This window comes from Agrobacterium sp. GW821-FHT14E08 (genome assembly GCF_058803865.1).
In genome coordinates this window covers 354,976-375,587 of sequence record NZ_JBXAPJ010000001.1, presented here as the reverse complement: position 1 = coordinate 375,587, position 20,612 = coordinate 354,976, and the positions used below count along the sequence as shown (strand labels likewise).

Below are 20,612 nucleotides of genomic sequence, written 5' to 3'. Positions count from 1 at the left end.
GCAAGGGTCAGGCAGGCGGCGTCATCACCGGTGTACCGCCAGCCGGGGAATATCGCGCAGGAAGGCGTCGCGCACGGCGGGGCCGAGCGGTTCGTTCGATGGCTTGTCGGAGACGCGCAGCCTTGCGAAGACGATGTGCTGGCCTTCGCGCTCGGCCCAGCCGACGAACCAGCCGAAGGGGCGGTTGCGATCAGGGTTGCCCTTTTCGTCGCGCATATAGCCGGTGCCGGTCTTGCCATGTACGGCCCAGCTCTCCGGCGCATCGAAGACGGGCACGATCGCGCGGGTCTTTGCCTGCGCGTCGCGGGAAAAAGGCAGGTTGCCGGCCAGCAGGCGGCGAATGAAGCCGACCTGCTCCACGGGCGAGATCGTCAGCGATGCACCGAGCCAGGCATGGGTAAGCCCATTGTTCTTGCCCGGTTCGCCGGACACATCCGTATTGCCGTAACCGAGGCGCTTCACATAGGCGGCGAATTTTTCTGGGCCGAGGCGGCGCGTGATCTCACGCGAATACCATAACACCGAATCCTGTTCCCATATGGTGGGATCGACCGTCTTGCGGTCCTGCGCGCGGGCCTCGGTGCCGGGTTTCCAGTCCCAAGCGGGTGTCTTGTCATCCTGAAGGATGCCGGCATCGTAACCGATCAGCGCAAGCGGCACCTTGAAGGTGGAAGCCGGTGCCACGCGCTGGTCGCAGGCGCCCTGCTGGTTGATGACGGCGCCGGTTTCGATCGAGGTGACCAGCGTACATTCAAAAGCCTGCGGCTGTTGCTGGGCGGAAGCGGAAAGCGGCAAAATGCCCGGAAGGGCAAGGCACGAAAGAACGATGGCGGGCAGCCGGTAGCGCATGCGTTTTGATGTCCCTCGTCCGCATTTTGCGGATCATTTGCCGGAATGGTGAAGAGCGGTTTAGGAGAACGATGGGGCAGGAATAGGACCAAAGGAAAAATTGGCTTCTCCCTCAGCTCCTCTCTTTTTCGCCCACCGTCTCACCCACGGTCAGCGGCCAGTCGACCACATAATCCTCGAAGTCGTCAACATGGACATCCAGTTCGCTGACAGTGCGGCCACGCGCGGAAATGCCGGCCTGATGCACCGTGGCGGTATCGCCGGAGACGAGATAGTGCCACCAGTAAAGATCCCTGCCGTCGCGCACCAGCGCATAGGCGCAGGTGGGTGGCAGCCAGCCGATTTCGTGCACCTTCTTCAAATCCAGCTGGATACAGTCCGGCACCGTGGCGCGGCGGTTTTCATAGTCGGAACATCGACAGCTTTCGCCATCGAGCAACTGACATCGCACCGAGGTGAACACCACTTCACCGGTGTCCCAGTCCTCCAGCTTGTTCAGACAGCACAGGCCGCAGCCGTCGCACAGGCTTTCCCATTCCTCACCGGTCATCTCGGTGAGCGATTTGGTTTTCCAGAACGGCGCGTCATTCATCGTTAACATTTCCGTTTCATTTTGATCTCTTGGACGGGAGTGTTTAACCGGTCCCTAATCCTTTATATCGTATCGCCAAGGACTGGTTTGTACGATATTTTAGCACATTGGCAGGCGCCAAGGGGTCATTGGCCCGCCGGCGGCCGCCACGTCAAGCAATTCCGACACAACCATGCCATGGTTTTGCGTCGGGAATTGGTTGAAGCAGAAATATCGGGCAGACATATCGATGGGCCGCGTTGCGTCGAACAGGAAAACATCGCCAGGTGCAGGAAGAAAAAGACGATAAAAAAGGCCGTAAAAAACGGCATATCCTGCTGAAGATCGATAGCTTCATCGATTCCGGCCTGTGGACGGCTGCGGCAAGGCTGGTGGATTTCTGGGAAGATGTCACCATCGCCTCGCGCAAATTGCATGTACGCGGCTGGAAGAAGCTTCTCGTCAACCTGACCGGCGACGCGCTGACCTTCGGAACGGCAGGTTCCGTCGTGGTTCTGGCCCTTGCCATGCCCGCCTTTGAGGAAACCAAGAAGGACTGGCGTTATCGCGGCGATTTCGCCGTGACCTTCCTTGATCGCTACGGCAACACCATCGGTCATCGCGGCATCATCCACGAGGATTCCGTTCCGATCGACCAGATGCCTGACCATTTCATCAAGGCGGTTCTGGCGACAGAAGACCGGCGTTTCTTCGACCATTTCGGTATCGATTTCATCGGCCTTGCCCGCGCCATGAGCGAAAACGCCCGCGCCGGCGGCGTCGTGCAGGGCGGCTCGACGCTGACGCAGCAGCTTGCCAAGAACCTGTTCCTCACCAATGAGCGCTCGCTGGAGCGCAAGATCAAGGAAGCCTTCCTCGCGCTCTGGCTTGAGAGCAACATGTCGAAGAAGGAAATCCTCAGCCTTTATCTCGACCGCGCCTATATGGGCGGCGGCACCTTCGGGGCGGCGGCGGCGGCGCAATTTTATTTCGGCAAGAACCTGACGGATGTGACGCTTGCCGAATCCGCCATTCTGGCCGGCCTTTTCAAGGCGCCAGCCAAATATGCGCCACACGTCAACCTGCCCGCCGCGCGTGCGCGCGCCAACACCGTCCTGTCAAATCTGGTGCAGAGCGGGTTGATGACCGAAGGTCAGGTGATCGGCGCAAGGCGCAACCCGGCCACCGTCATCGACCGCGCCGACGTGAAGGCGCCGGATTATTTCCTCGACTGGGCATTCGACGAAGTGCAGCGGCTGGCCGCCGAAGGCAAGTTCAAGGACCACACCGTGGTCGTGCGCACCACCATCGACACCGGCCTGCAACAGGCCGCCGAGCAGGCGATGGAAATGGAGCTGCGCGAATATGGCGAGGGTTACCGCGTCAAGCAGGGCGCGATGGTGATGATCGAAAATGGCGGCGGCGTGCGCGCCATGGTCGGCGGGCGCGATTACGGCGAAAGCCAGTTCAACCGCGCAACCGCAGCACTTCGCCAGCCGGGCTCCTCGTTCAAGGTCTATACCTACTCGGCCGCCATGGAAAAGGGCATGAAGCCCGATACCGTGATTTCCGATGCGCCCGTGACCTGGCGCGGCTGGTCGCCACAGAATTACGGCCGCTCCTATGCCGGCAAGGTGACGCTCCAGGTGGCGCTTGCCAAATCCTACAATACCGTGCCGGTGCGGCTGGCCAAGGATGTGCTCGGCACGCAGGTGATCGTCGACACGGCGAAGGCGATGGGGGTCACCACGCCGCTGCGCAGCGACAAGACCATCCCGCTCGGCACATCGGAAGTGACGGTGCTCGATCAGGCGACGGCCTATGCGGTGTTCCCGGCCGATGGCATGCAATCACGCCGCCACGGCATCGAGCAGGTGCTGGATTATGAGGGTAACGTTCTCTACGACTTCAGCCATGACGAGCCGCCCGCCAAGCGGGTGCTTTCCGAAGACGCCAATGCGAAGATGAACCAGATGCTGGTGACCATTCCCGTCATGGGCACGGCCCGGCGCGGCGCACTGGAAAACGGCATCGTTTCCGGCGGCAAGACCGGCACGTCGCAGGCTTATCGCGATGCCTGGTACATTGGTTTCACCGGCAACTACACCACGGCGGTCTGGTTCGGAAACGACGATTTCACGCCGATGAACAATATGACCGGCGGCGCGCTTCCGGCCATGACCTACAAGCGGCTGATGGACTATGCCCATCAGGGCATGGAGCTGCGCCCCATTCCCGGCATCCAGAACCCGCTGCCGACGGGCGCGCGTCCGCAGCCTTCGGCACAGGTGGCCGGCGCATCCGCCAACACGCCCACCATGCCGGCGCTCACCCGCCCGCGCTCGCTCTCGGCGGAAGCCACCCGCGTCATCCGCTCCATCGCCAAGAAGATGAAAGACGCTTCGGCGCTCAGCGTGACGACGCAGAAAGTAGCCGAAGCCGCCATTCGCGACGGCAGGGATGAGGCGGAAAGGCGCTGAGGGCGTGGCCGCCTCGGCTCATCCGCACTAAAGGCGTTCTTCCCTCAAGACCGCAGACTGCACGCCGATTTGAAAAATCAGCATTGGGTGCTTGACCTCAATTATGGTTGAGGTTGCACAGTCCTGTTGCAAGAGAGCGAATGCCCGGAAGGGGCAGGCGCCAGGCAATTGAGGACAGGAAATGGTGAAAGTAAAAGCATTGTTCGAGACGCATTTGACCGTTTCGAATCTGGAACGATCGGTTGATTTTTATCGCAATGTCGTCGGCCTGGAGTTGGCACAAAGGTTTCCGGAAAGAAATGTAGCGTTCTTCTGGACCGGCGAACGTGGGCAATCGATGCTTGGCCTATGGTCAATCCATTCCGCGCCCATCAACATGAAGCTCCACATTGCCTTCAGCGTCGAGTTTGATCAGCTTCTCGCCGCGCCGGACTATCTACGCCGGAACAACGTGGCGCCCCTCGGCTTTGACGGCGAAAACGAGATCGACGAGCCCGTCGTCTTCCCATGGATGCCAGCAGCCAGCGTCTACTTCAGGGATCCCGATGGTCACTCGCTGGAATATATCGCGTTTCTTGGCGGTGACGCAAAACCGCAGATTCCGCGCGTGTTGAGTTGGAGTGAATGGCAAACTATTTGACGCGTCTCAAGAAAGAAGTGCCCTGCGCGCCGTCTCCACCACATCCGCCGTAAACCCGCCAAGCCGCTCCGCCGCGAGCCGGTTGACCTGCCAGTAAAGCGGAATATCGAGCGGGGTGCCGGGAACGACTTCCACCAGCCTCCCCGATTTGAGGTGCTCCCCGACAAGCTGCACCGGATTGAGCCCCCAGCCCATGCCGGAAAGGCTTGCCTTCACGAAACCATCCGTAGAAGGCAGCCAATGGGTGGGGTAGGCAATATCCTCTCCCAGCACCTTGTTGACCCAGCTCGCCTGCAGCCTGTCCTTCTGGTTGAAGGTCAGGCCCGGCGCGCGGGCAAGCGAGGCGGGGGTGACGCCATCGGCGAAATGGCGCGCCATGAAATCCGGGCTGGCGGTGGCATGGTATCTGAGCACGCCAAGCGCAAGGACCCGGCAGCCCTGCACCGGCTTGGCATGGGCGGTGACGGCGGCAAGCACCCTGCCGCCGCGCAACCATTCCACCGTGTGGTCCTGATCGTCCACCGCGACATTGACGAGATAATCGAACCGGCCGGTGAATTTCGAGACCGCGTCCAGAAACCAGGTGCCGAGGCTGTCGGCATTGGTGGCGATGTTGAGTGTGACGCGCTCTGGCACCTCCCCCGCCTCCAGCAGCGACGGAAGCTGGCGGAACAATTCGCTTTCCAGCATGCCGACATGATCCATGTGGCGGCAGAGCCATTCGCCCTTTTCCGTCGCCACGCAGGGGTTGCCGCGCACGATCAGCACCACGCCCAGCCGCTCCTCCAGCTGCTTGATGCGCTGGGAGACGGCCGAGGGCGTGACACACAGAACCTGCGCCGCCTTTTCGAAGCTGCCGGTCTGGGCCACGAGCGCAACCGCCCGCATGGAAGGATAGTCAAGCACAATGGTCTCCATGCTGAGGCTGATACGGGCATGGCAGGCACAAGGCCCGCGGTCTTTCGTGGCGCTTTCCTCCACCCTCATTCCTGTGCTCGTCACAGGAATCCAGGCGACGCGCGTCTGCGCGGCGGGAGAGCTCTTTCAGCCCAAGGACTTGGGCTGGCTGGATTCCTGTGACGAGCATAGAAATGAGGGAAGGACGGGAGCGACGGCGCATGAAATCAGCCTTCCACATGATTCAACCAACATTAGCTCTGCTTATCCGGATTGAGATTATTTAACTGGATTAAACCATCCAATGAAAATATCCAAGCACTCGGTCCGGAAGCAACACCTTCGGCCACTCCGCAATGGACAGAGGCAGGGGCCACGACGGGCATGGACATCCAAATATTCTTCACCGGCCTGACGATGGGTCTCAGCCTCATCGTCGCCATCGGCGCGCAGAACGCTTTCGTTCTGAAACAGGGACTGGCGCGCTCGCATGTCTTTGCCGTCTGCGCCACCTGCGCCATTTCCGATGCGCTGCTGATTACCGTCGGTGTTTTCGGCTTTCAGCGGATAAGTGCGGTCATGCCGGCGCTCGATCCCGTCATGCGTTATGCGGGCGCTGCTTTCCTTGTCTGGTATGGCGCCAAAAGCCTGCATTCGGCCCTGCGCTCGTCCGAGGCGCTTTCCGTCGCGGAAAGGCGGGAGGTCAGCCTCTGGCAGACGCTGGCCATCTGCCTGGCGCTGACCTTTCTCAATCCGCATGTCTATCTCGATACCGTGGTGCTGCTTGGCACGATCTCGACTCAGTTTCCCGGCTTTGAAAAGACCTTCGCCGCGGGTGCGGCGACCGGCTCGTTGCTGTTCTTCTTTTCACTGGGCTACGGCGCGCGCTGGCTGCGGCCGATCTTCGAAAAGCCTGCCGCATGGCGCATTCTCGAAGGCGTCATCGCCGTCACCATGTGGGCCATCGCCTTCAAGCTGGTGATGGGTGCTTAGAGCGGCGGCGTGTTCCCTTCGCCAATATCCCAATAAAGTCCGGCCATGATGGCAAGGGCCTCGCGGGCAATCTCTTTCGGCAGATGTTCGTTCGGCGCGTGCTGCGAGCAGCCGGGATAGGAATGCGGCACCCAGATGGTGCGCAGTTTTAATATATCGGCGAAGATATCGTTGGGCAGCGAACCACCGAGATTGGGAAGAAGCGCCGGTTTTCTGCCCGTGGTGCTGGCAAGGGAACGCAGGGTGAAACCAACCCATGGATCCTGCGGATCAAGCCGGGTGGCACGGAAAATCTCATCCTCCGCGGGCGCGATCCGCACCATGCCGAAACCCTGCCTGTCGAGGTGACGCCGCACGGCGGGCAGCACCGCTTCCGGATCGATGCCGACGACAAAGCGCAGTTGCAGCCGCGCCCATGCCCGTGGCGGAATGGCATTGACTGGTGCGCGCGGCGTGCCGGTCTCGAAGGCCAGCACCTCCAGCGTGCACCAGCCGAAAACCCGCTCGGCCGTCGAAAGGCCGGGCTCGCCCCAGTCCGGATCGATGGTTGGGCCATCCGGCCCGCCATCGATCTCGCAATCGGCAAGCGCATCGCGCACCGCCTGCGGCAGTTCCTCCGGCACCAGTTCCGGCACGCGGATTTGCCCCGAGGGGCCGACAAGGCTCGCTATGGCATGCGCCATCTGCACGCCGGGATTGGAAAGCGCCCCGCCCCAATTGCCGGAATGGTGGCCGCCCTCGCGCGCCTCGATCACAAGATCGAAGGTAATGCCGCCGCGGGCGCCAAGAAACACGGTCGGCCGTTCCGCATTCAGGCGCGGGCCGTCCGAAGCGATCAGGAGATCGGCTTTCAGCCGCTCGCCATGGTTTCGGCAAATCTCCCGCAAGCCTGGGGAGCCCCTCTCCTCACCCATCTCGATCAGGTATTTGGCATTGAAACCAAGTCTTCCCCGCGTCTCGAGCACCGCCTTCAGCGCGGCCATGTTGACCGAATGCTGGCCCTTATTGTCGGCGGTGCCGCGCCCGTACCACCTGCCATTGCGCTCTGACATCACAAAGGGCGAAAGACCCTCCGCCCAGCCGTCTTCCAGACCGCGAACCACATCGCCGTGGCCATAACCCAGCACGGTCGGCAGATTGTCGTCCTCGAACCGTTCGGCGATCAGAAACGGCAAATCCGCCGCTGGATCGCGCAGGATGGTGCAGGAAAAACCCATCGCGGTGAAAGCGGGCATCATTTCCCGCTCGAGATACAGGATGAGTTCGGAACTCCGCTCCTCATTCTGGCTTTCGGTGCGCAACGAAACCCGTCGCGACAGGTCCTGCTCGAACGTGCCATCATCAAAAAAGCCGATAGCGCGGTCGATGGCGGATTGTCGCGACATGGTGGAATCCCCTCTTCTGGTCATTTCCACAGAGACTAAACAAGGCGCACCATTTTCCAAACAGGGAATCAGTGATAGTCCTCGACCTGTACAAAAACGGGAAAACAGCGTGTTTCGAGTTCCATTCCTTGTCGGCATCGCTCTATTGATCGCCTTTGGCGGCGGCATAACCGCAACACTGGCAGCGCTTGAGGCGACATCCGGCTTCGGCTCGATCCGCATCGGCTCATGGGATGCCTTTCCGGAAGCACAGACGATCGAGGCCGATCCCTACGCCAAGTCGCACCGCGCCGACGCCGGCAAGCTGCTTTACGGAACGGCCGAGGGGCTGGCTTTTACCGCCTCCGTGGATAGCGACGGCCAGCGCCTGAGCGGCGAATGCCGCTACCGGCTGGCGGGGGCTGTACCACCTTCGCGGTTCTGGACGCTTTATACCGCCGACCAGCAGGGCAATGTGCTGGCAGAAGATGCCGGACGGCCCTTCGCGCTCAATTCCCGCACGCTTCTGCGCAGTGCGGACGGCGGCATCGACGTCACCATTGCGCCCGACGCCCAGACTTACAACTGGCTGGCGGTGCCGCAGGGCCAGACCTTCAAGCTGGTGATGACGCTGCTGGACACGCCGGTCGCCGGCAGTTCCGGCCTGATCGACATCGCCATGCCGCAAATCCGCAAGCTGGGGTGTGGCAATGCTTAGGATCCTTCTTGCCATCCTTACCGGCCTTGTTGCCGCCGCCGTGCTGCATGTCATCATTCTTCTGGCGATACCGCATTTCAGCAATCGCGACGCCTATACGCGCGCGGTGGCGGAAGGAAAGCCGCATCTGTTTCATCTGCTCGAAGAAACGACGGAGAAAAAGACGCTGGGAAGCGGCGATCCCTTCATGCGGGTCGCGGTCTGCACCTTCAATATCGAGGAAAAGCCGATCAGGCTTACCGCACTCGGCGCCGTGCCCTTCTGGTCGGTCGCGGTTTACGACAAGGCGTCGAACGAGGTGTTCAGCATGAACGACCGCACGTCCGCCGGCGGGGTGATGGATATTCTGGTGGCGGATGCGGTGCAGATAGCGGCGATCCGCAAGGCGCAGCCGCCATCGCTGTCACAGGCCATTCTGGCGGAATCGGATCAGTCGGAAGGATATGTGGTATTGCGGACCATGGTACCGCAGCCAAGTTTCGGGGAAGAAGCGGAACGGTTCTTGAACGAGGCTAAATGCCAGCCGACGCCGTGGAAATAACGCCGGTTTATCACGCGTAATCAGGACTTTGCAGCAGTTTCCGGTGCGGGCTTGCGCTTGCGCGCAACCTTGTCGGACGGCTCGGCATCGCGTTTTTCATAACGCACGCCGGTAAACAGCACGACCTTTGCAGGGCCGATGACCTTGCCAGCCATGGTGGCCGGGCGCAGGCTTCGTCGTGCGTCGCCGATTGGAATAATGTCTGCCATGCTTTTCTCCTCTTCGGGAGTCAATGTTGCCCATGGGAACCGCGCAAGCCTCGTCTTGCGTCGGGAATTTCATCACCATCACATTGCGCATAACCCAGCCCACAGACTGGTTTTCGCATGTCCCTTAAAACCGAAAGCGTCTTACCGAAGGACTATGCGGACATTCAGGCATCTCGATGCCATTTTGGCTCTTATTCCGGACTTCAGAATAACATGAATTCCTAATACTGCCCATGAAATTACAAACAGACAGAGGTTAATGATCCGTTAACCTTAATCTCCAGGCGGCAACTTATCCGCCAGAACCCTGCATCCGTTGAAAACAAAGGCGATGCGACAAGGTTCCATGCGTTTTTCTCCGCGATGAAGGTTTTAAAATTTCCTTGTTGATAGAGGCAGAATATCCCTTGCCACCGCCCATAGTTAACAGGGCGTCAACGGATTTGCTCTAATTTGAGCCGATATTGTGTTTGCGTTTGTTGGGTAGTGCGTTGACCGACCGGTTTCGAGAACTTGAGAGGCCAAGAGCCGTGAGGAAGAAAGATGTGGTGCTGATGGCCACCGTGACGAATTTCGAGAATGTGTCCCATCCGTCAAAAACGGACCTTCGGCAGTTCGCCGAACTCTTCATGCCGCTTTTCAACGCGTCCACCGAAGAAGCCAAGCGGGAGGCGATCGCCGCGCTTTCCCAGCACCCGAGCGTGCCTTCAGCCGTCGCCTTCTTTATCGCCTGCCAGCCGATTTCTCTCGCCGCCCCGTTCCTCATTTCCTCGAAGTGCCTTGATGACGAAACGCTGATAACCATTGCCCGCACCCAGGGTGCTGCCCATGCGCGCGCCATCGTGCGCCGGGACGACCTCTCCCCCACCGTCATCGATGCGCTCGTGGGTCTTCGCCATGCCGAAGATCTGAAGCGGCCGGACGAGGAAGCGAATGCCGCCGCCCCGCAGGTGACGGTCGCCGCCGAAGAAACGAAGGTGGCGGAAGAAGCGGCAGGCATTGCGGCCGCATCCGCACTCGAAGAGGAAATGCGCCAGCGCATCAAACAGATGGCGCATCATCTCAACCGTCCGGAAAACGACGTTCTTGGTCTGCGCCGCCTGAGCGACGTGCAGGATGCCCTGCTGGTGCGGTTTGCCCGTGAGCGCAATGCCCGGCAATTTGCGGTGGCACTGGCGGATTCACTATCGTCCAGCTTCTGGCTGTCGGAGCGCATCATGCTCGATATATCAGGCGCGCAGCTTGCCACCACGCTGATCGGGCTCGGCATGGAGTTTTCCGAAGCCGCCTTCATCCTGCAATGTTTCTACCCGCATCTTGCCGCCACCGAAGGCGACATGAGCCGCGCCGAAGCCCTGCTCGACCGTCTCGATACCGTGGAATGCGAAGAGCGGGTGGAAAGCTGGCGCAGGGCCGACAGCTATACACATGGCCGCGAACGGCCGGGCCGCAGCGCGCCGGCTGCTCAAAGAACCGGAACGCTGGGTTAAGCTCGCCTAGACCTGATCGACCAGCGTCAGGAGAGCGCCGATCTCATCGGTTTCTATTTCGACGATCCACAAATCGCTGTCGAACCGGCGCTCCTTCTCCAGAAGGGCGGCGGCCTCCTCCCCCTCAACACCTGCAAGCCGCGTTTCAAAACGGCGCTCAGTGCGGATTTCCTCGTCATCGGCAAAACTTTGCGGGGCCGGTCCATAGAGGTTTTCACGGCCATCGCGAAAGCGCTGGCGGATAAAGATCGCACCCGCATCCTCCGCCCCCTTTTTTTCGACAGCGGCAAATCCGCCGGCGGCAAAAACGCGGCGGATGAGGGCTGAGACGAAGATTTCGGATTTGAGGCGCATTGGCGGTGCTTTCAGATAGGCAACGGCTTTATTGAGGCGATACAGGCACCACTTCCGTCATTCCGGCCTTGAGCCGGAATCCAGCCGATGCGCGTCTGCGCGGCGAGAGAGTCCTTTCAGCCCAAGGACTTGGGCTGGCTGGATTCCGGCTCAAGGCCGGAATGACGGAAGTGGATGTGCCACAAAACACGGCATGCGTCGACCCTGCCGCAACGTCGATCCTAAACCTCTAAATCGCCCCGATCGACTTCAGTTTCTTCAACACGGCCTCGCTCGGCTCGCCGGTTTCCGGCAGGCGATAGTGTTTTTCAAAGGCGCGAATGGCGTTGCGGGTCTGCTGGCCGGCCACGCCGTCCACCTTCACGTCGGCATAGGCGATATTGATCAGCCCCTGCTGGATCTTGGCGATCAGTGCGCTGCTTGCGGGTTTGGCGCCGGCAGCCGCGCTGTTGAGGGAGGCTGGTTCGGCCTTTACCTGCGGCTTTTCCGCCTTGCGGATGGCGGCGGCGACCGGGTCGATTTCCACTCCGCCACCAGTGTTGGTGTCGGACGGCCGGTCCTTTGGAATTGCCGCAACGGTCGCGCCGTCGATCCTGAGGGCTGCCAGCACGCGTGTCGTCGGCTCGCCGGTCTGTTCCATGCCGAGCGTTTCTTCGAAGAACATGATGGCGGCGGCGGTCTTCGGCCCCATCCGGCCATCCGCGTCGCCTTCGTAAAGTCCGCGTTTTTTCAGTTCGCCCTGAATATCGGCAACGATCTGCTGCGGCTTCTGGCTTTCGGCTGGCGGCAGCGCCGCAGTCTCGGCGGCCGGTTGCTGCGTCGCTTCCGTCTCGGCCGGCCGCTCTATGCGAAAGGTGGTGACGTTGCCGTGGGTGCCGAGCGGCTCTGCCGGGCGATAACCGGCAATACCGTTCGGGTTTTCCGCATCCCGCGTGCGCAGGAAAGGCGACGGATGCACGCCCGGTTGATACCAGAGCGCATTGGCGGCGACAAAACCGAAGACAACGGCGAAGGCGCCCGAGCCGCCTACCAGCTTCGGATGGCGCAGGATTTCGCGCCCGATGGCCGAAACCACCAAGGAAACAAGCCCGGCTCCGATCTGGGCCGTTGTTTTCTTAGGCGATTTTCGCTTTCGCGGGGCCATCGTCACCATCCTTCTTCATAATCGCGGCCATTTCGCCGAGTTGCCTGATGCGCGGCGGAAATTCCACCATGCTTTCGGTTTCAGCGTTTTCGCCACCTGCCATGCCGGAACCGTCGGCAGGCAACATGATCGTTACGACTGTCCCCTCGCCCGGCTTGCTGGCAATGGCGAAAGTGCCGCCATGCAGTGCCACAAGGCCCTTGACCAGGGACAATCCCAGACCCGTGCCCTCATAGCGACGGGTATATTCGTTCTGAACCTGCATGAAAGGCTGGCCCAGAAGGTCAATCTTGTCGGAGGCGATGCCGATGCCGGTATCGCTGACCGTCAGTTTCAGCATCCGGCCTTCACGCGCCGCATCGATCGATACCACACCACCCGCATCGGTGAATTTTATGGCATTGCCGGCCAGATTGATGAGAACCTGGCGGATGGCGCGCTGATCAGCGGAAATTTCACCGATGCCGCGCTGGATGCGGCTCGTCAAAGTCAGGCCTTTTTCCTTCGCCTGCAGGCCGAGCATGGCTTCGCAGGACGAGATGGTTTCGGCAATCGGGAAGCTTTCCATCAGCAATTCGTAACGGCCCGCTTCCAGCTTGCTCATATCCAGCATGGTGTTGACCACCGACAGGAGATGCGCGCCGGACTGGCGGATCAAGCCGACATATTCCCGCTGGCGGTCGTTTTCCAGCCTGCCGAAATATTCACCGGCGAGGATATCGGAAAAGCCGAGGACGGCATTGAGTGGCGTGCGCAGCTCATGGCTGACGGCGGCGAGAAAACGCGACTTGGCGTCATTGGCCGATTCCGCCTCGGCCGCCTTGCGGGCGACATCGCGGCGCAGCAGCTCCATCTCGGTGACATCGGAGAGTTGGGCGACGACCCGACGCAGCCGGCCGGCCGCGCTGCGGATCGCCGTCATCTCGATGCGCGCATGCATGAACTGCGCCTGGCGCGATTTCGCGCCGGTTTCGAACCGGAGTTCCGCGCTGGCCTTGTCCTCGCCCTGCCGCAGAAGGTCGAAAGCCTGCATCAGTTCCAGACGGTCCGAGACATAGACATGTTCGGCAAAGACATGGCCCTTGCAGGCCTGGAGATCAGCCGGAAACCTGTCGAGGTCGCGGCCGGAAACCCGTTCGACGAGGCCGTTTTCATTGATGGTGAGCACGAGGCCCGGCACTTGCGAGGCCGCGATGAGGTCATCGCCACCGGCAGGAGCGGAAAAGGACGCCACGCCACGCACGGGGCGGGAAAAGGCGATCGACAGGGCGGCGGCCGACAGGAACAGCGCCAGCACCAGTGCTGCACCGATGGGCAGAGCAATGGCGGGGCTGAAGACAAGGCTGAAGAGGGCGGGCACAACAACAAGGCCGACAGCACCGAAGGCAATCAGCCGGCGCAGGCGCGCAACGGTTCCGGCGCGCCTTTCGGCGTCCTCTTCCATGCGCGCGAGCCATCTGCCCGCTGCATGGTCGACCAGTGCGACCGCTTTTTCTCTCATATTACGCAATACCAATACCGAATCCCTGAGGCGGATCTAACGGCTCCGACAATAGAAGGCGGCGGCTTAAGGAATGGATAAAAAGAATGACGCCAAAGGCCTGCGAAATGCGCCGCAGTCCCATTACGGGGCATTTATTCGAAGCTTTGCCAATCATGGTTAATGACGGGTAAGCGACGGATTTCGCTTCATTTTTGCCATCGTGTTAACCTTTGTGGCAAAGCGGGCGGCCGCTTTGCCCCGGAACAGGCGGTCTCTGTCGCAATTATGCTTAACATGGACTGTTAAAATGCGAATGAATTGGCGGCCCGCGTGCCGATACGAGGAGAATAGATACAATTTGAATTAAATTGCGCGGCTTTTTGCAATCGGCTGTTCGCCGGTCACCTGTAGCTTCTCCTCAAGCCCGGGAAACGGGACAAAGGCCGATGACCCAAAACGGGCGGGGCTTCAAAACAAGATCATCTGGCAGGGTAGTCTGACAATGTGGTTTCTGATCAAAGGAACATTCTGGTTTTCGCTGGTGCTGGTCGCGCTGTCCTATTTCGGCAGCTACAACGATCCCGCCAAGGAACCTTCGGCATTCGATCTTCCCAGCGCCGTTTCGGCAGCCGGTGAAGCCTATCGTTATGTCAGCGCCATCTGCATCGAAAAGCCCGATGTCTGCGTCAAGGGCGCAGAAACCTTCCACGCACTTGGCGAACGGGCAAAGGAAGGCGCCAAGGTCGCCTATGAATTGCTCGACGCGCAGCTTGCCAGCGGTGACAAGACCGCTCCCGCAGCCGAGCTTGCCAGCGAGAGCGAAAAACTGGCCGAAGCGCCCGCAATCAGCGTCGAATTCCCTGGGAATGCCGACACGCTGAAGACCGGCACCATCATTCCCCTGCCGCAGAAGCGCCCCGCTCCCTGATATTTTTACCCGGCCGCGTGTTAGCGCGCCACCATGAGCTTGCAGCCGGATATGTCCGCCTGCGTGACTGCCTGCCTGACTTGCCCACGGAAACCCGTTTTCCGTGGGCTTTTTCTTTATCCATGGTTCAAAACCGTCCGCACTTCGCCTATATCGTAGCAAAGACATGCAATAACGGACGATACGGCGCGCAAATGGCCTCTCTCGACACGATCCTTGACGATTTCGCTTTCCTTGACGACTGGGAGGACCGCTATCGTTATGTCATCGAACTCGGCAAGGCGCTGCCCGATCTGCCGGAAGACAAGCGTACCGCCGAAAACAAGGTGCAGGGCTGCGCAAGTCAGGTCTGGCTCGTCAGTCACAGCGATGGCGCGGAAGACCCGCTGATGAGTTTCGAAGGCGATTCCGACGCGCATATCGTGCGCGGCCTCGTCGCGATTGTTCTTGCCGTCTATTCCGGCAAGAAGGCCTCCGAGATCGCCGGCCTCGACGCCATCGAGGTGTTCGACAAAATCGGGCTGGTGGAGCATCTCTCCGCGCAGCGGGCAAACGGTCTGCGCTCCATGGTCAAGCGTATACGCGAGGAAGCCCGGCTGCTCGCCGCCTGACCCCTCACCCCGTCACCACCATTGCCGTCATCGAAGGGCGATAATCCTCATCGCCCCAATGGTGGCTTGTCCTTCTGGTGCCCTGCGGCCGGGGCGCATAATGCCGGGCAAGCGACTGCAGGGCTGCACGCAACATGAGTTTTGCCGAACGCGCCGGCCATTGCCTCTCCCGCTCCACCGTTTCCAGCCCCTTTTCGAAACAGCAGATATCGATGGCGACGCCGGACAATTCAGGCCCCATCGCGTCGGCGGCGTGGGAAAACCGTGTTCGTGCCGCCATCGCCGCCTCGGTAAGATCGAGCGCGCCACCCGCCTCCCCCTTGGTGCGGCTCGCAATTCTCGGCTCCCATGTCGCCGTGACCCTGGGGTTGAGATGCGCCCGGTGAAAATCGGCGGCGAGACGTTCGCCGGCCTGCAAGGCATCGCCGGTAAAAAAGGCCGAGCCGTCGCGCTCCTTGAGGCGCGAAAGGCTGGTCAGTGGAGATGTATTGAGGTTGCGCCGGGCCGACTGCCTGCCCTCACCGACATCCACCACCACAGCCTGCACGTCCCGGTGCTGCTCCTGAAAAATCTCGTCGCGATCCTTCGCGATCGCACGTTTCAGATAGGCGGCAAGCGGCGGCGCGGCGGAAAGCGTGTTTCCCTGCCTGTCAACCAGCCCGGAGGAGACGGCAAACCGCACGATTTCACTCGGAAACGGCGATGCCCTTTCCTTTCCAGCCGCGGGTCGCCGCAAGACCATATCGCCGCCATCCTGCGAAATCTCAGCCATGCCTGCCGCGATAAAACGCAAAAATCGCAGGAGGACAGGATTGCGGCCGGCGGCGGGCGCGGTTTTCGCCTCACTCATCGCGGCCACCCCTCATCACGCTGAAAATGCTGCCGGCGAGCCGCTCGAGCGTGGCGACAAATTCGTCGAAAGCCGGTTCGTCGCGCCGGTCCTCCACCACCTGGCAGGCATGGCCGACCGTCGTTCTGTCCCTGCCGAAACAGACGCCGATATCCGACATGGGAATGCCAAGCTGCACATGGCACACATACATGGCGATCTGGCGAATGTGGCATTCGGTGCGCCGCCTGTCGCGGCGGGCAGCCAGGCGATCGCCGATCAGCTGGACTATTTCGCCTGTCAGCTGGCGAACCAGCCGGCAGATGCGCGAAATCTCATCACGCCCGGCCGCAGGCGACCAGTTGCGAAGATGGCGATCAGCTGCCTTTGGGTGGGGCAGCGCTGGGGGAGGCAAAGACGAGATATCCGACGGCATATGCAACTCCTTTACGAATAGGAATTAATTCATACACCCGGAGATGATTACGGGGAAGCGCAAATTTGGCGGCGAAAAATACGAGATTGATTTCGCTTTATTTTTGATAAATAGCCAACGCCGATCAAGGATTTTTTTCCTCTATCGACAAGAAGTGCGGCAATAAAAAAGCCGGTCAACGGACCGGCTGGGACATTTTCATGAAGGGAGCAGGTACTTCCCGCACGTCATGGCCTTTGAGGCCACGCTTGGTTTCAAGGCTGCATATGGAACGACCGCGTTTCGTTTGCCGCCGTGTCCCCGCCGGGGAGAAGGTCGCGGCAGCGGGATAAGGGGGGCAAGCGTGCGATTTATCGCTGGCATTGCCCCCTCATCCGACCCTTCGGGCCACCGTCTCCCCGGCGGGGAGAAGAAGTGGCCGGTCCGCCTTAGAAAAATCAGCGGCTGGCCTTGCGGCGCTGGCCGAGACCCATTTCCTTGGCAAGCCGCGAGCGGGCTTCGGCATAGGCGGGCGCAACCATGGGATAATCGACCGGCAGGTCCCATTTTTCGCGGTATTCTTCCGGCGTCATGCTGTGATGCGTCGTCAGGTGGCGCTTGAGCGACTTGAACGAGCCGCCGCATTCCAAACAGACGATGTGATCGTCCTGTACAGATTTGCGAACGGAGACGGCAGGTTTCTGCTTCTCAACATTGACCGCCACCGATGTCGGTGCCGATGTTCCGCTGAGTGCCGTGTGAACATCCGAAATAAGGCCGGGAAGCTCTGTTACCGGAACGACGTGGTTGCTAACATAGGCAGCCACAATATCCGCCGTCAGTTCGACCAGCAGATCCTGGGCGTTACCGTATGCAGTTTCCGTCATTTAAGTATCTCCTGTTTATTGATCCCCAGACGCGGGCGAACGCCGCATCGAGCGATGTGAAGTTACCCGGTGCCCCACCTTCGCCCTGTTGAAACCAACATGAAATCTACCCCTAGATTTCAAGCGAAAACCGGAAACGAATTGATCCGAGATTCAACTTACGGCCCGCGACATGGGCAGCAATGGCCCGATGGGCCATAGATTAGACATTAATAAAATGCCTATGCCGACTATGAAGAGGCTAGATGCAAATCGCGATTAGCAACTTTACACTTAATTGGGATAACAGCAAAACAGCAAAAGTCAAATTCCTATTGTGGATTTTTCAGTTCAAAACAGTCTAATTCCAATACAAAAAATCACGGGTGATAAAATACTATGCCAAGTAGTAATGAAAAATGGATACCCCCGTTATTTTGGGGGTAATTCAACTTCAAATTTTCTTCAAGTCATCAACTACCGATTTAACATCCAGTAGATAACCTGCCTTGTGCGCGGCCATTGCAAGAAGATGTGCCGAGACCGGCGCGGTCAGGACAAAAAAGAAGAAACCGGCCAGCGCCCGCGCCAGTGTCGATATTTCCATGGAGTGAATGCCGACAGCGAGAAGAAGCAGGCCCGACCCGACCGTGCCCGCCTTTGAAGCCGCATGCATACGGGTATAGACATCCGGCAGGCGATTGATCCCTATCGCCGCGATCAGCGAGAACGCCGCTCCCGAGACAGTCAGCGCCGCAACAAGAATAGCCACGATCCAGCCCATCATCGCCCACCCCTTCCCTTTTCGGAATTCCGTCCTGATTTCACTGTTTTTTCAACAGCTTCCGACGCCTTTTCCCCATCCAGCACCGTCTTCGACCGTCGCGTGCCATCCGGCCCGCGCGACAGCACGAAACGGGCAAAGGCGACCGTGGCCAGGAAGCCGACGAGGCCGAGTGCAATGGCAATATCGACATAGAGGTTGAAGCCGGTACGGATGGCGATGACGGCGATGAAACCGATGGCGATACCGACCAGCATGTCGAGCGCAACGATCCGGTCCGGCAAGGTCGGACCTGCGACAACCCGATATACTGTCAGCAAAAAGGCGATCGACAGTACAACCGACGCAAGTATAGTTGCAAATGAAACTATTAGTTCCGGCGTCATCCCTGAAACGCCTCCATGATCTTTTTTTCGAAGCCATTTCTGATGTCGTTCTTTGTGGCTTCGATATCGCTGCAATCGATTGCGTGGACGTAGAGCGTTTTCCTGTCGGCCGAGACATCGACCGACAGCGTGCCGGGAGTCAGCGTGATGAGGTTGGCAAGCAATGTGATCTGGAAATCCGTGGTCACCGTCAGCGGATAGGCGAAGATGCCGGGCTTGACGTCAAGTTTCGGCCGCGTCACCAGCACTGCCACCTTCCAGGCAGATAGCGCCAGCTCCTTGAAGAACAGGAGCACGAGCGACAACACCCGGGTGAGACGCAGCCAGTGATTATCACCGCCGGGAAGCTGGTGGCGGATAAGGCCGAGCGCCAGCGTCGAAACGATGAGTGCGAAGACAATATTCGCCACCGAGACGCTGCCGCTCACGGCAAGCCAGACGGCGACGAAAAGCAGCTGCACGATATAGAGGCTCATGGTCTGCCCCCCCTGGAAAAGACCGACTGGATATAGGCCTGCGGATCACCAAGCCCGGCCGCCGCCTGCTGGCTGAGATTGAGCAGGCTTTCCGGAAACAGGCCAAAGACCACCACCAGCGCGGTGAGGCCCACCAGCGGCACGAGCGACGGTGCCGCCGGAGGCGACACGGCCGGTGCGGGTGATTGGCCGGGCGAGACCGTTACCGGACGCCAGAAGCACAGAAGGAAGACCCGTCCGAAGGCAATGGTGGCAATGAAGCCGGAGGCGAGAATGGCAGCGGCGAGCCACCATGCGCCGATATCGATCGCCGATTTGACGAGCACCGCCTTCGGCCAGAAACCGGAAAAGGGCGGCAGGCCGGAGCCGGCGAAAAACAGCGCCAGCGCCAGCGCCGAAAACCATGGGGCCTGCCGGTAAAGGCCACTGAGCGCACGCATGCTGAAGCTGCCGCCAAGACGGGCGGCATGGCCTGCGGCGAGATAAAGCGCCGTCATCAGCACCATGGAGTGCAAGGCGTAGAAGATCGCGCCTGACACGCCGGAGGGCGTGCCGATGGCGATGCCGGCCATCATGTAACCGATGCCGGATATGACGACATAACCGAGCATACGGCGGATGTCGTTCTGCGCGAGCGCTCCCATGGCGCCCAGCACCATCGTGAGCGCCGCAGAGATGGCGATGACGATGCTGAGTTCCTCGCGCTCCACCGGAAACAGCATGACCATGACGCGCAGCAGCGAATAGATGCCGACCTTGGTGAGCAAGCCACCGAACAGGGCGGAAACGACGATACGTGGCGTGTGATAGGAGGCGGGCAGCCAGAAATTCACAGGAAAGGCCGCGGCTTTCATGGCGAAGGCAAGCGTAAAGAGGCTGGCAAGCGTCATCAGCGGCGCCGTGCCGCGCAGGTCGGTCGTCTTCAGCGCGATGTCGGCCATATTGAGCGTGCCGAAGATGGCATAGAGATAACCGACCGTGATCAGGAACAGCGTCGTGCCGATGAGGTTCAGAATGGCATATTTCAGCGCGCCGTCGATCTGCTCGCGCGTCGAGCCGAGCACGATCAGCCCGAAGGACGAGATCAGCAGAACCTCGAACCAGACATAGAGGTTGAAGAGGTCGCCGGTGAGGAACGCGCCGGTGACGCCCGCCATCAGCAGCATCAGGAAGGGATAAAAACCATATCGCCTGCCGCTGGCGTCAATATCGGCGCTGGCGTGGATGGCGCCCGCAAGCGCCACAATGGCCGCCGCAAGCGACAGCAGGGCGCCGGTGAGGTCCGCAGTAAAGGCGATGCCGAAGGGCGGCAGCCAGCGGCCCATGACCATGGTGAACGGTCCCTGCGTCACCACCTTCCACAACAGGGCGGCATCGAGAATCACCAGCAGGGCGAGCGCCGTGATGGCAATTGCCGCATGCCGACGGATGGCGTGGCGCATCATCATCAGGACGGCGCCTGCGCCGATGCAGAGCGCGACCGGGAGGATGATCAGCCAGTCGGACAGCGGTACGGGAGCAACAACGAGCGCTGCGGAAAGATCGGAAACTGCTGATGTGGTGGATGAAGCCATGTGTCTACGC

23 protein-coding genes are annotated in these 20,612 nt (G+C 60.2%); 8 read left to right on the top strand and 15 right to left on the bottom strand.

The window, feature by feature from the left end:
* Positions 1–24: 24 nt before the first annotated feature.
* Together blaOXA and AC1ROR_RS01825 are read right to left on the bottom strand one after the other, a co-directional pair.
* Entirely contained in the window at positions 25–849 is an 825-nt protein-coding gene (blaOXA, locus tag AC1ROR_RS01830; RefSeq protein WP_035218280.1) for a class D beta-lactamase, read from the bottom strand.
* A gap of 112 nt (positions 850–961) precedes the next feature.
* Positions 962–1,441, bottom strand: a complete 480-nt coding sequence (locus tag AC1ROR_RS01825; protein ID WP_035218282.1) for a YcgN family cysteine cluster protein — start codon at positions 1,439–1,441, stop codon at positions 962–964.
* 266 nt (positions 1,442–1,707) lie between these two features.
* Here AC1ROR_RS01825 and AC1ROR_RS01820 point away from each other — a divergent pair, with 266 nt between their 5' ends.
* Both AC1ROR_RS01820 and AC1ROR_RS01815 read left to right on the top strand, forming a co-directional pair.
* Positions 1,708–3,900: a transglycosylase domain-containing protein gene (locus AC1ROR_RS01820; protein WP_080833876.1), complete on the top strand. Its 2,193-nt coding sequence runs from the start codon at positions 1,708–1,710 to the stop codon at positions 3,898–3,900.
* A gap of 181 nt (positions 3,901–4,081) precedes the next feature.
* A complete protein-coding gene (locus tag AC1ROR_RS01815; RefSeq protein WP_035218287.1) occupies positions 4,082–4,540 on the top strand; it encodes a VOC family protein in 459 nt (152 codons plus the stop codon).
* A gap of 6 nt (positions 4,541–4,546) precedes the next feature.
* Here AC1ROR_RS01815 and AC1ROR_RS01810 read toward each other — a convergent pair whose 3' ends face one another.
* Positions 4,547–5,446 carry a LysR family transcriptional regulator ArgP gene (locus AC1ROR_RS01810; protein ID WP_498588448.1) on the bottom strand — a complete coding sequence of 300 codons (900 nt, stop codon included), beginning with the start codon at positions 5,444–5,446 and terminating at the stop codon, positions 4,547–4,549.
* Between the two features lie 375 nt (positions 5,447–5,821).
* Between AC1ROR_RS01810 and AC1ROR_RS01805 the strand changes: the two genes are divergently transcribed.
* Entirely contained in the window at positions 5,822–6,430 is a 609-nt protein-coding gene (locus AC1ROR_RS01805; protein ID WP_142169644.1) for a LysE/ArgO family amino acid transporter, read from the top strand.
* Here the strand turns inward: AC1ROR_RS01805 and AC1ROR_RS01800 are convergent.
* On the bottom strand, positions 6,427–7,815 hold the full coding sequence (locus AC1ROR_RS01800) for a M20 family metallopeptidase (protein ID WP_498588447.1): 1,389 nt from the start codon (positions 7,813–7,815) through the stop codon (positions 6,427–6,429). The genes AC1ROR_RS01805 and AC1ROR_RS01800 overlap by 4 nt on opposite strands.
* A gap of 109 nt (positions 7,816–7,924) precedes the next feature.
* On the opposite strand from AC1ROR_RS01800, the gene AC1ROR_RS01795 reads away from it, so the two are divergent.
* Together AC1ROR_RS01795 and AC1ROR_RS01790 are read left to right on the top strand one after the other, a co-directional pair.
* Entirely contained in the window at positions 7,925–8,512 is a 588-nt protein-coding gene (locus tag AC1ROR_RS01795; protein WP_498588446.1) for a DUF1214 domain-containing protein, read from the top strand.
* On the top strand, positions 8,505–9,053 hold the full coding sequence (locus tag AC1ROR_RS01790; RefSeq protein ID WP_035218296.1) for a DUF1254 domain-containing protein: 549 nt from the start codon (positions 8,505–8,507) through the stop codon (positions 9,051–9,053). Before AC1ROR_RS01795 ends, AC1ROR_RS01790 begins: the two co-directional genes overlap by 8 nt.
* Before the next feature lie 20 nt (positions 9,054–9,073).
* Here AC1ROR_RS01790 and AC1ROR_RS01785 read toward each other — a convergent pair whose 3' ends face one another.
* Positions 9,074–9,262, bottom strand: coding sequence for a hypothetical protein (locus AC1ROR_RS01785; RefSeq protein WP_498588445.1), 189 nt, complete (start codon positions 9,260–9,262; stop codon positions 9,074–9,076).
* A 554-nt stretch (positions 9,263–9,816) separates the two neighbouring features.
* Here AC1ROR_RS01785 and AC1ROR_RS01780 point away from each other — a divergent pair.
* Entirely contained in the window at positions 9,817–10,752 is a 936-nt protein-coding gene (locus AC1ROR_RS01780; RefSeq protein WP_498589154.1) for a DUF2336 domain-containing protein, read from the top strand.
* Positions 10,753–10,758: 6 nt separating this feature from the next.
* On the opposite strand, the gene AC1ROR_RS01775 is transcribed toward AC1ROR_RS01780, so the two are convergent.
* The 3 genes from AC1ROR_RS01775 to AC1ROR_RS01765 form a co-directional block, all read right to left on the bottom strand.
* Entirely contained in the window at positions 10,759–11,106 is a 348-nt protein-coding gene (locus tag AC1ROR_RS01775) for a DUF1491 family protein (protein ID WP_498588444.1), read from the bottom strand.
* Positions 11,107–11,335: 229 nt separating this feature from the next.
* A complete protein-coding gene (locus AC1ROR_RS01770; RefSeq protein ID WP_498588443.1) occupies positions 11,336–12,250 on the bottom strand; it encodes a peptidoglycan-binding domain-containing protein in 915 nt (304 codons plus the stop codon).
* A complete protein-coding gene (locus AC1ROR_RS01765) occupies positions 12,222–13,751 on the bottom strand; it encodes a sensor histidine kinase (protein ID WP_142169636.1) in 1,530 nt (509 codons plus the stop codon). Before AC1ROR_RS01765 ends, AC1ROR_RS01770 begins: the two co-directional genes overlap by 29 nt.
* A 484-nt stretch (positions 13,752–14,235) precedes the next feature.
* Between AC1ROR_RS01765 and AC1ROR_RS01760 the strand changes: the two genes are divergently transcribed.
* Together AC1ROR_RS01760 and AC1ROR_RS01755 are read left to right on the top strand one after the other, a co-directional pair.
* The gene (locus AC1ROR_RS01760) at positions 14,236–14,661 is read left to right on the top strand and encodes a DUF5330 domain-containing protein (protein WP_035218306.1); all 426 of its coding nucleotides are present in this window, start codon (positions 14,236–14,238) and stop codon (positions 14,659–14,661) included.
* A 194-nt stretch (positions 14,662–14,855) separates the two neighbouring features.
* The gene (locus AC1ROR_RS01755) at positions 14,856–15,272 is read left to right on the top strand and encodes a SufE family protein (protein WP_035218967.1); all 417 of its coding nucleotides are present in this window, start codon (positions 14,856–14,858) and stop codon (positions 15,270–15,272) included.
* A 4-nt stretch (positions 15,273–15,276) separates the two neighbouring features.
* On the opposite strand, the gene AC1ROR_RS01750 is transcribed toward AC1ROR_RS01755, so the two are convergent.
* From AC1ROR_RS01750 to AC1ROR_RS01720, 7 genes are all read right to left on the bottom strand, one after another.
* Positions 15,277–16,122: a DUF6456 domain-containing protein gene (locus AC1ROR_RS01750; protein ID WP_498588442.1), complete on the bottom strand. Its 846-nt coding sequence runs from the start codon at positions 16,120–16,122 to the stop codon at positions 15,277–15,279.
* Positions 16,115–16,537 (bottom strand): helix-turn-helix domain-containing protein, encoded by a 423-nt coding sequence (locus AC1ROR_RS01745; protein ID WP_498588441.1) that lies wholly within the window; start codon positions 16,535–16,537, stop codon positions 16,115–16,117. The genes AC1ROR_RS01750 and AC1ROR_RS01745 overlap by 8 nt, the downstream gene beginning before the upstream one ends.
* Positions 16,538–16,974: 437 nt before the next feature.
* A complete protein-coding gene (gene ros, locus AC1ROR_RS01740; RefSeq protein ID WP_400155616.1) occupies positions 16,975–17,403 on the bottom strand; it encodes a MucR family transcriptional regulator Ros in 429 nt (142 codons plus the stop codon).
* A 433-nt stretch (positions 17,404–17,836) separates the two neighbouring features.
* Positions 17,837–18,169, bottom strand: coding sequence for a monovalent cation/H(+) antiporter subunit G (mnhG, locus tag AC1ROR_RS01735; protein ID WP_035218310.1), 333 nt, complete (start codon positions 18,167–18,169; stop codon positions 17,837–17,839).
* Positions 18,166–18,552, bottom strand: coding sequence for a cation:proton antiporter (locus tag AC1ROR_RS01730; protein ID WP_498588440.1), 387 nt, complete (start codon positions 18,550–18,552; stop codon positions 18,166–18,168). Before AC1ROR_RS01730 ends, mnhG begins: the two co-directional genes overlap by 4 nt.
* Positions 18,549–19,028 carry a Na+/H+ antiporter subunit E gene (locus tag AC1ROR_RS01725; protein ID WP_035218314.1) on the bottom strand — a complete coding sequence of 160 codons (480 nt, stop codon included), beginning with the start codon at positions 19,026–19,028 and terminating at the stop codon, positions 18,549–18,551. The genes AC1ROR_RS01730 and AC1ROR_RS01725 overlap by 4 nt, the downstream gene beginning before the upstream one ends.
* Positions 19,025–20,602 (bottom strand): Na+/H+ antiporter subunit D, encoded by a 1,578-nt coding sequence (locus AC1ROR_RS01720; protein WP_498588439.1) that lies wholly within the window; start codon positions 20,600–20,602, stop codon positions 19,025–19,027. The genes AC1ROR_RS01725 and AC1ROR_RS01720 overlap by 4 nt, the downstream gene beginning before the upstream one ends.
* Between the last annotated feature and the right edge of the window lie 10 nt (positions 20,603–20,612).

Coding starts and splice junctions, on each gene's coding strand:
- blaOXA (WP_035218280.1), bottom strand. CDS start 849: ATGCGCTACCGGCTGCCCGCCATCGTTCTTTCGTGCCTTGCCCTTCCG.
- AC1ROR_RS01825 (WP_035218282.1), bottom strand. CDS start 1,441: ATGAATGACGCGCCGTTCTGGAAAACCAAATCGCTCACCGAGATGACC.
- AC1ROR_RS01815 (WP_035218287.1), top strand. CDS start 4,082: ATGGTGAAAGTAAAAGCATTGTTCGAGACGCATTTGACCGTTTCGAAT.
- AC1ROR_RS01805 (WP_142169644.1), top strand. CDS start 5,822: ATGGACATCCAAATATTCTTCACCGGCCTGACGATGGGTCTCAGCCTC.
- AC1ROR_RS01800 (WP_498588447.1), bottom strand. CDS start 7,815: ATGTCGCGACAATCCGCCATCGACCGCGCTATCGGCTTTTTTGATGAT.
- AC1ROR_RS01790 (WP_035218296.1), top strand. CDS start 8,505: ATGCTTAGGATCCTTCTTGCCATCCTTACCGGCCTTGTTGCCGCCGCC.
- AC1ROR_RS01785 (WP_498588445.1), bottom strand. CDS start 9,262: ATGGCAGACATTATTCCAATCGGCGACGCACGACGAAGCCTGCGCCCG.
- AC1ROR_RS01780 (WP_498589154.1), top strand. CDS start 9,817: ATGGCCACCGTGACGAATTTCGAGAATGTGTCCCATCCGTCAAAAACG.
- AC1ROR_RS01775 (WP_498588444.1), bottom strand. CDS start 11,106: ATGCGCCTCAAATCCGAAATCTTCGTCTCAGCCCTCATCCGCCGCGTT.
- AC1ROR_RS01770 (WP_498588443.1), bottom strand. CDS start 12,250: ATGGCCCCGCGAAAGCGAAAATCGCCTAAGAAAACAACGGCCCAGATC.
- AC1ROR_RS01765 (WP_142169636.1), bottom strand. CDS start 13,751: ATGAGAGAAAAAGCGGTCGCACTGGTCGACCATGCAGCGGGCAGATGG.
- AC1ROR_RS01760 (WP_035218306.1), top strand. CDS start 14,236: ATGTGGTTTCTGATCAAAGGAACATTCTGGTTTTCGCTGGTGCTGGTC.
- AC1ROR_RS01755 (WP_035218967.1), top strand. CDS start 14,856: ATGGCCTCTCTCGACACGATCCTTGACGATTTCGCTTTCCTTGACGAC.
- AC1ROR_RS01750 (WP_498588442.1), bottom strand. CDS start 16,122: ATGAGTGAGGCGAAAACCGCGCCCGCCGCCGGCCGCAATCCTGTCCTC.
- AC1ROR_RS01745 (WP_498588441.1), bottom strand. CDS start 16,537: ATGCCGTCGGATATCTCGTCTTTGCCTCCCCCAGCGCTGCCCCACCCA.
- ros (WP_400155616.1), bottom strand. CDS start 17,403: ATGACGGAAACTGCATACGGTAACGCCCAGGATCTGCTGGTCGAACTG.
- mnhG (WP_035218310.1), bottom strand. CDS start 18,169: ATGATGGGCTGGATCGTGGCTATTCTTGTTGCGGCGCTGACTGTCTCG.
- AC1ROR_RS01730 (WP_498588440.1), bottom strand. CDS start 18,552: ATGACGCCGGAACTAATAGTTTCATTTGCAACTATACTTGCGTCGGTT.
- AC1ROR_RS01725 (WP_035218314.1), bottom strand. CDS start 19,028: ATGAGCCTCTATATCGTGCAGCTGCTTTTCGTCGCCGTCTGGCTTGCC.
- AC1ROR_RS01720 (WP_498588439.1), bottom strand. CDS start 20,602: ATGGCTTCATCCACCACATCAGCAGTTTCCGATCTTTCCGCAGCGCTC.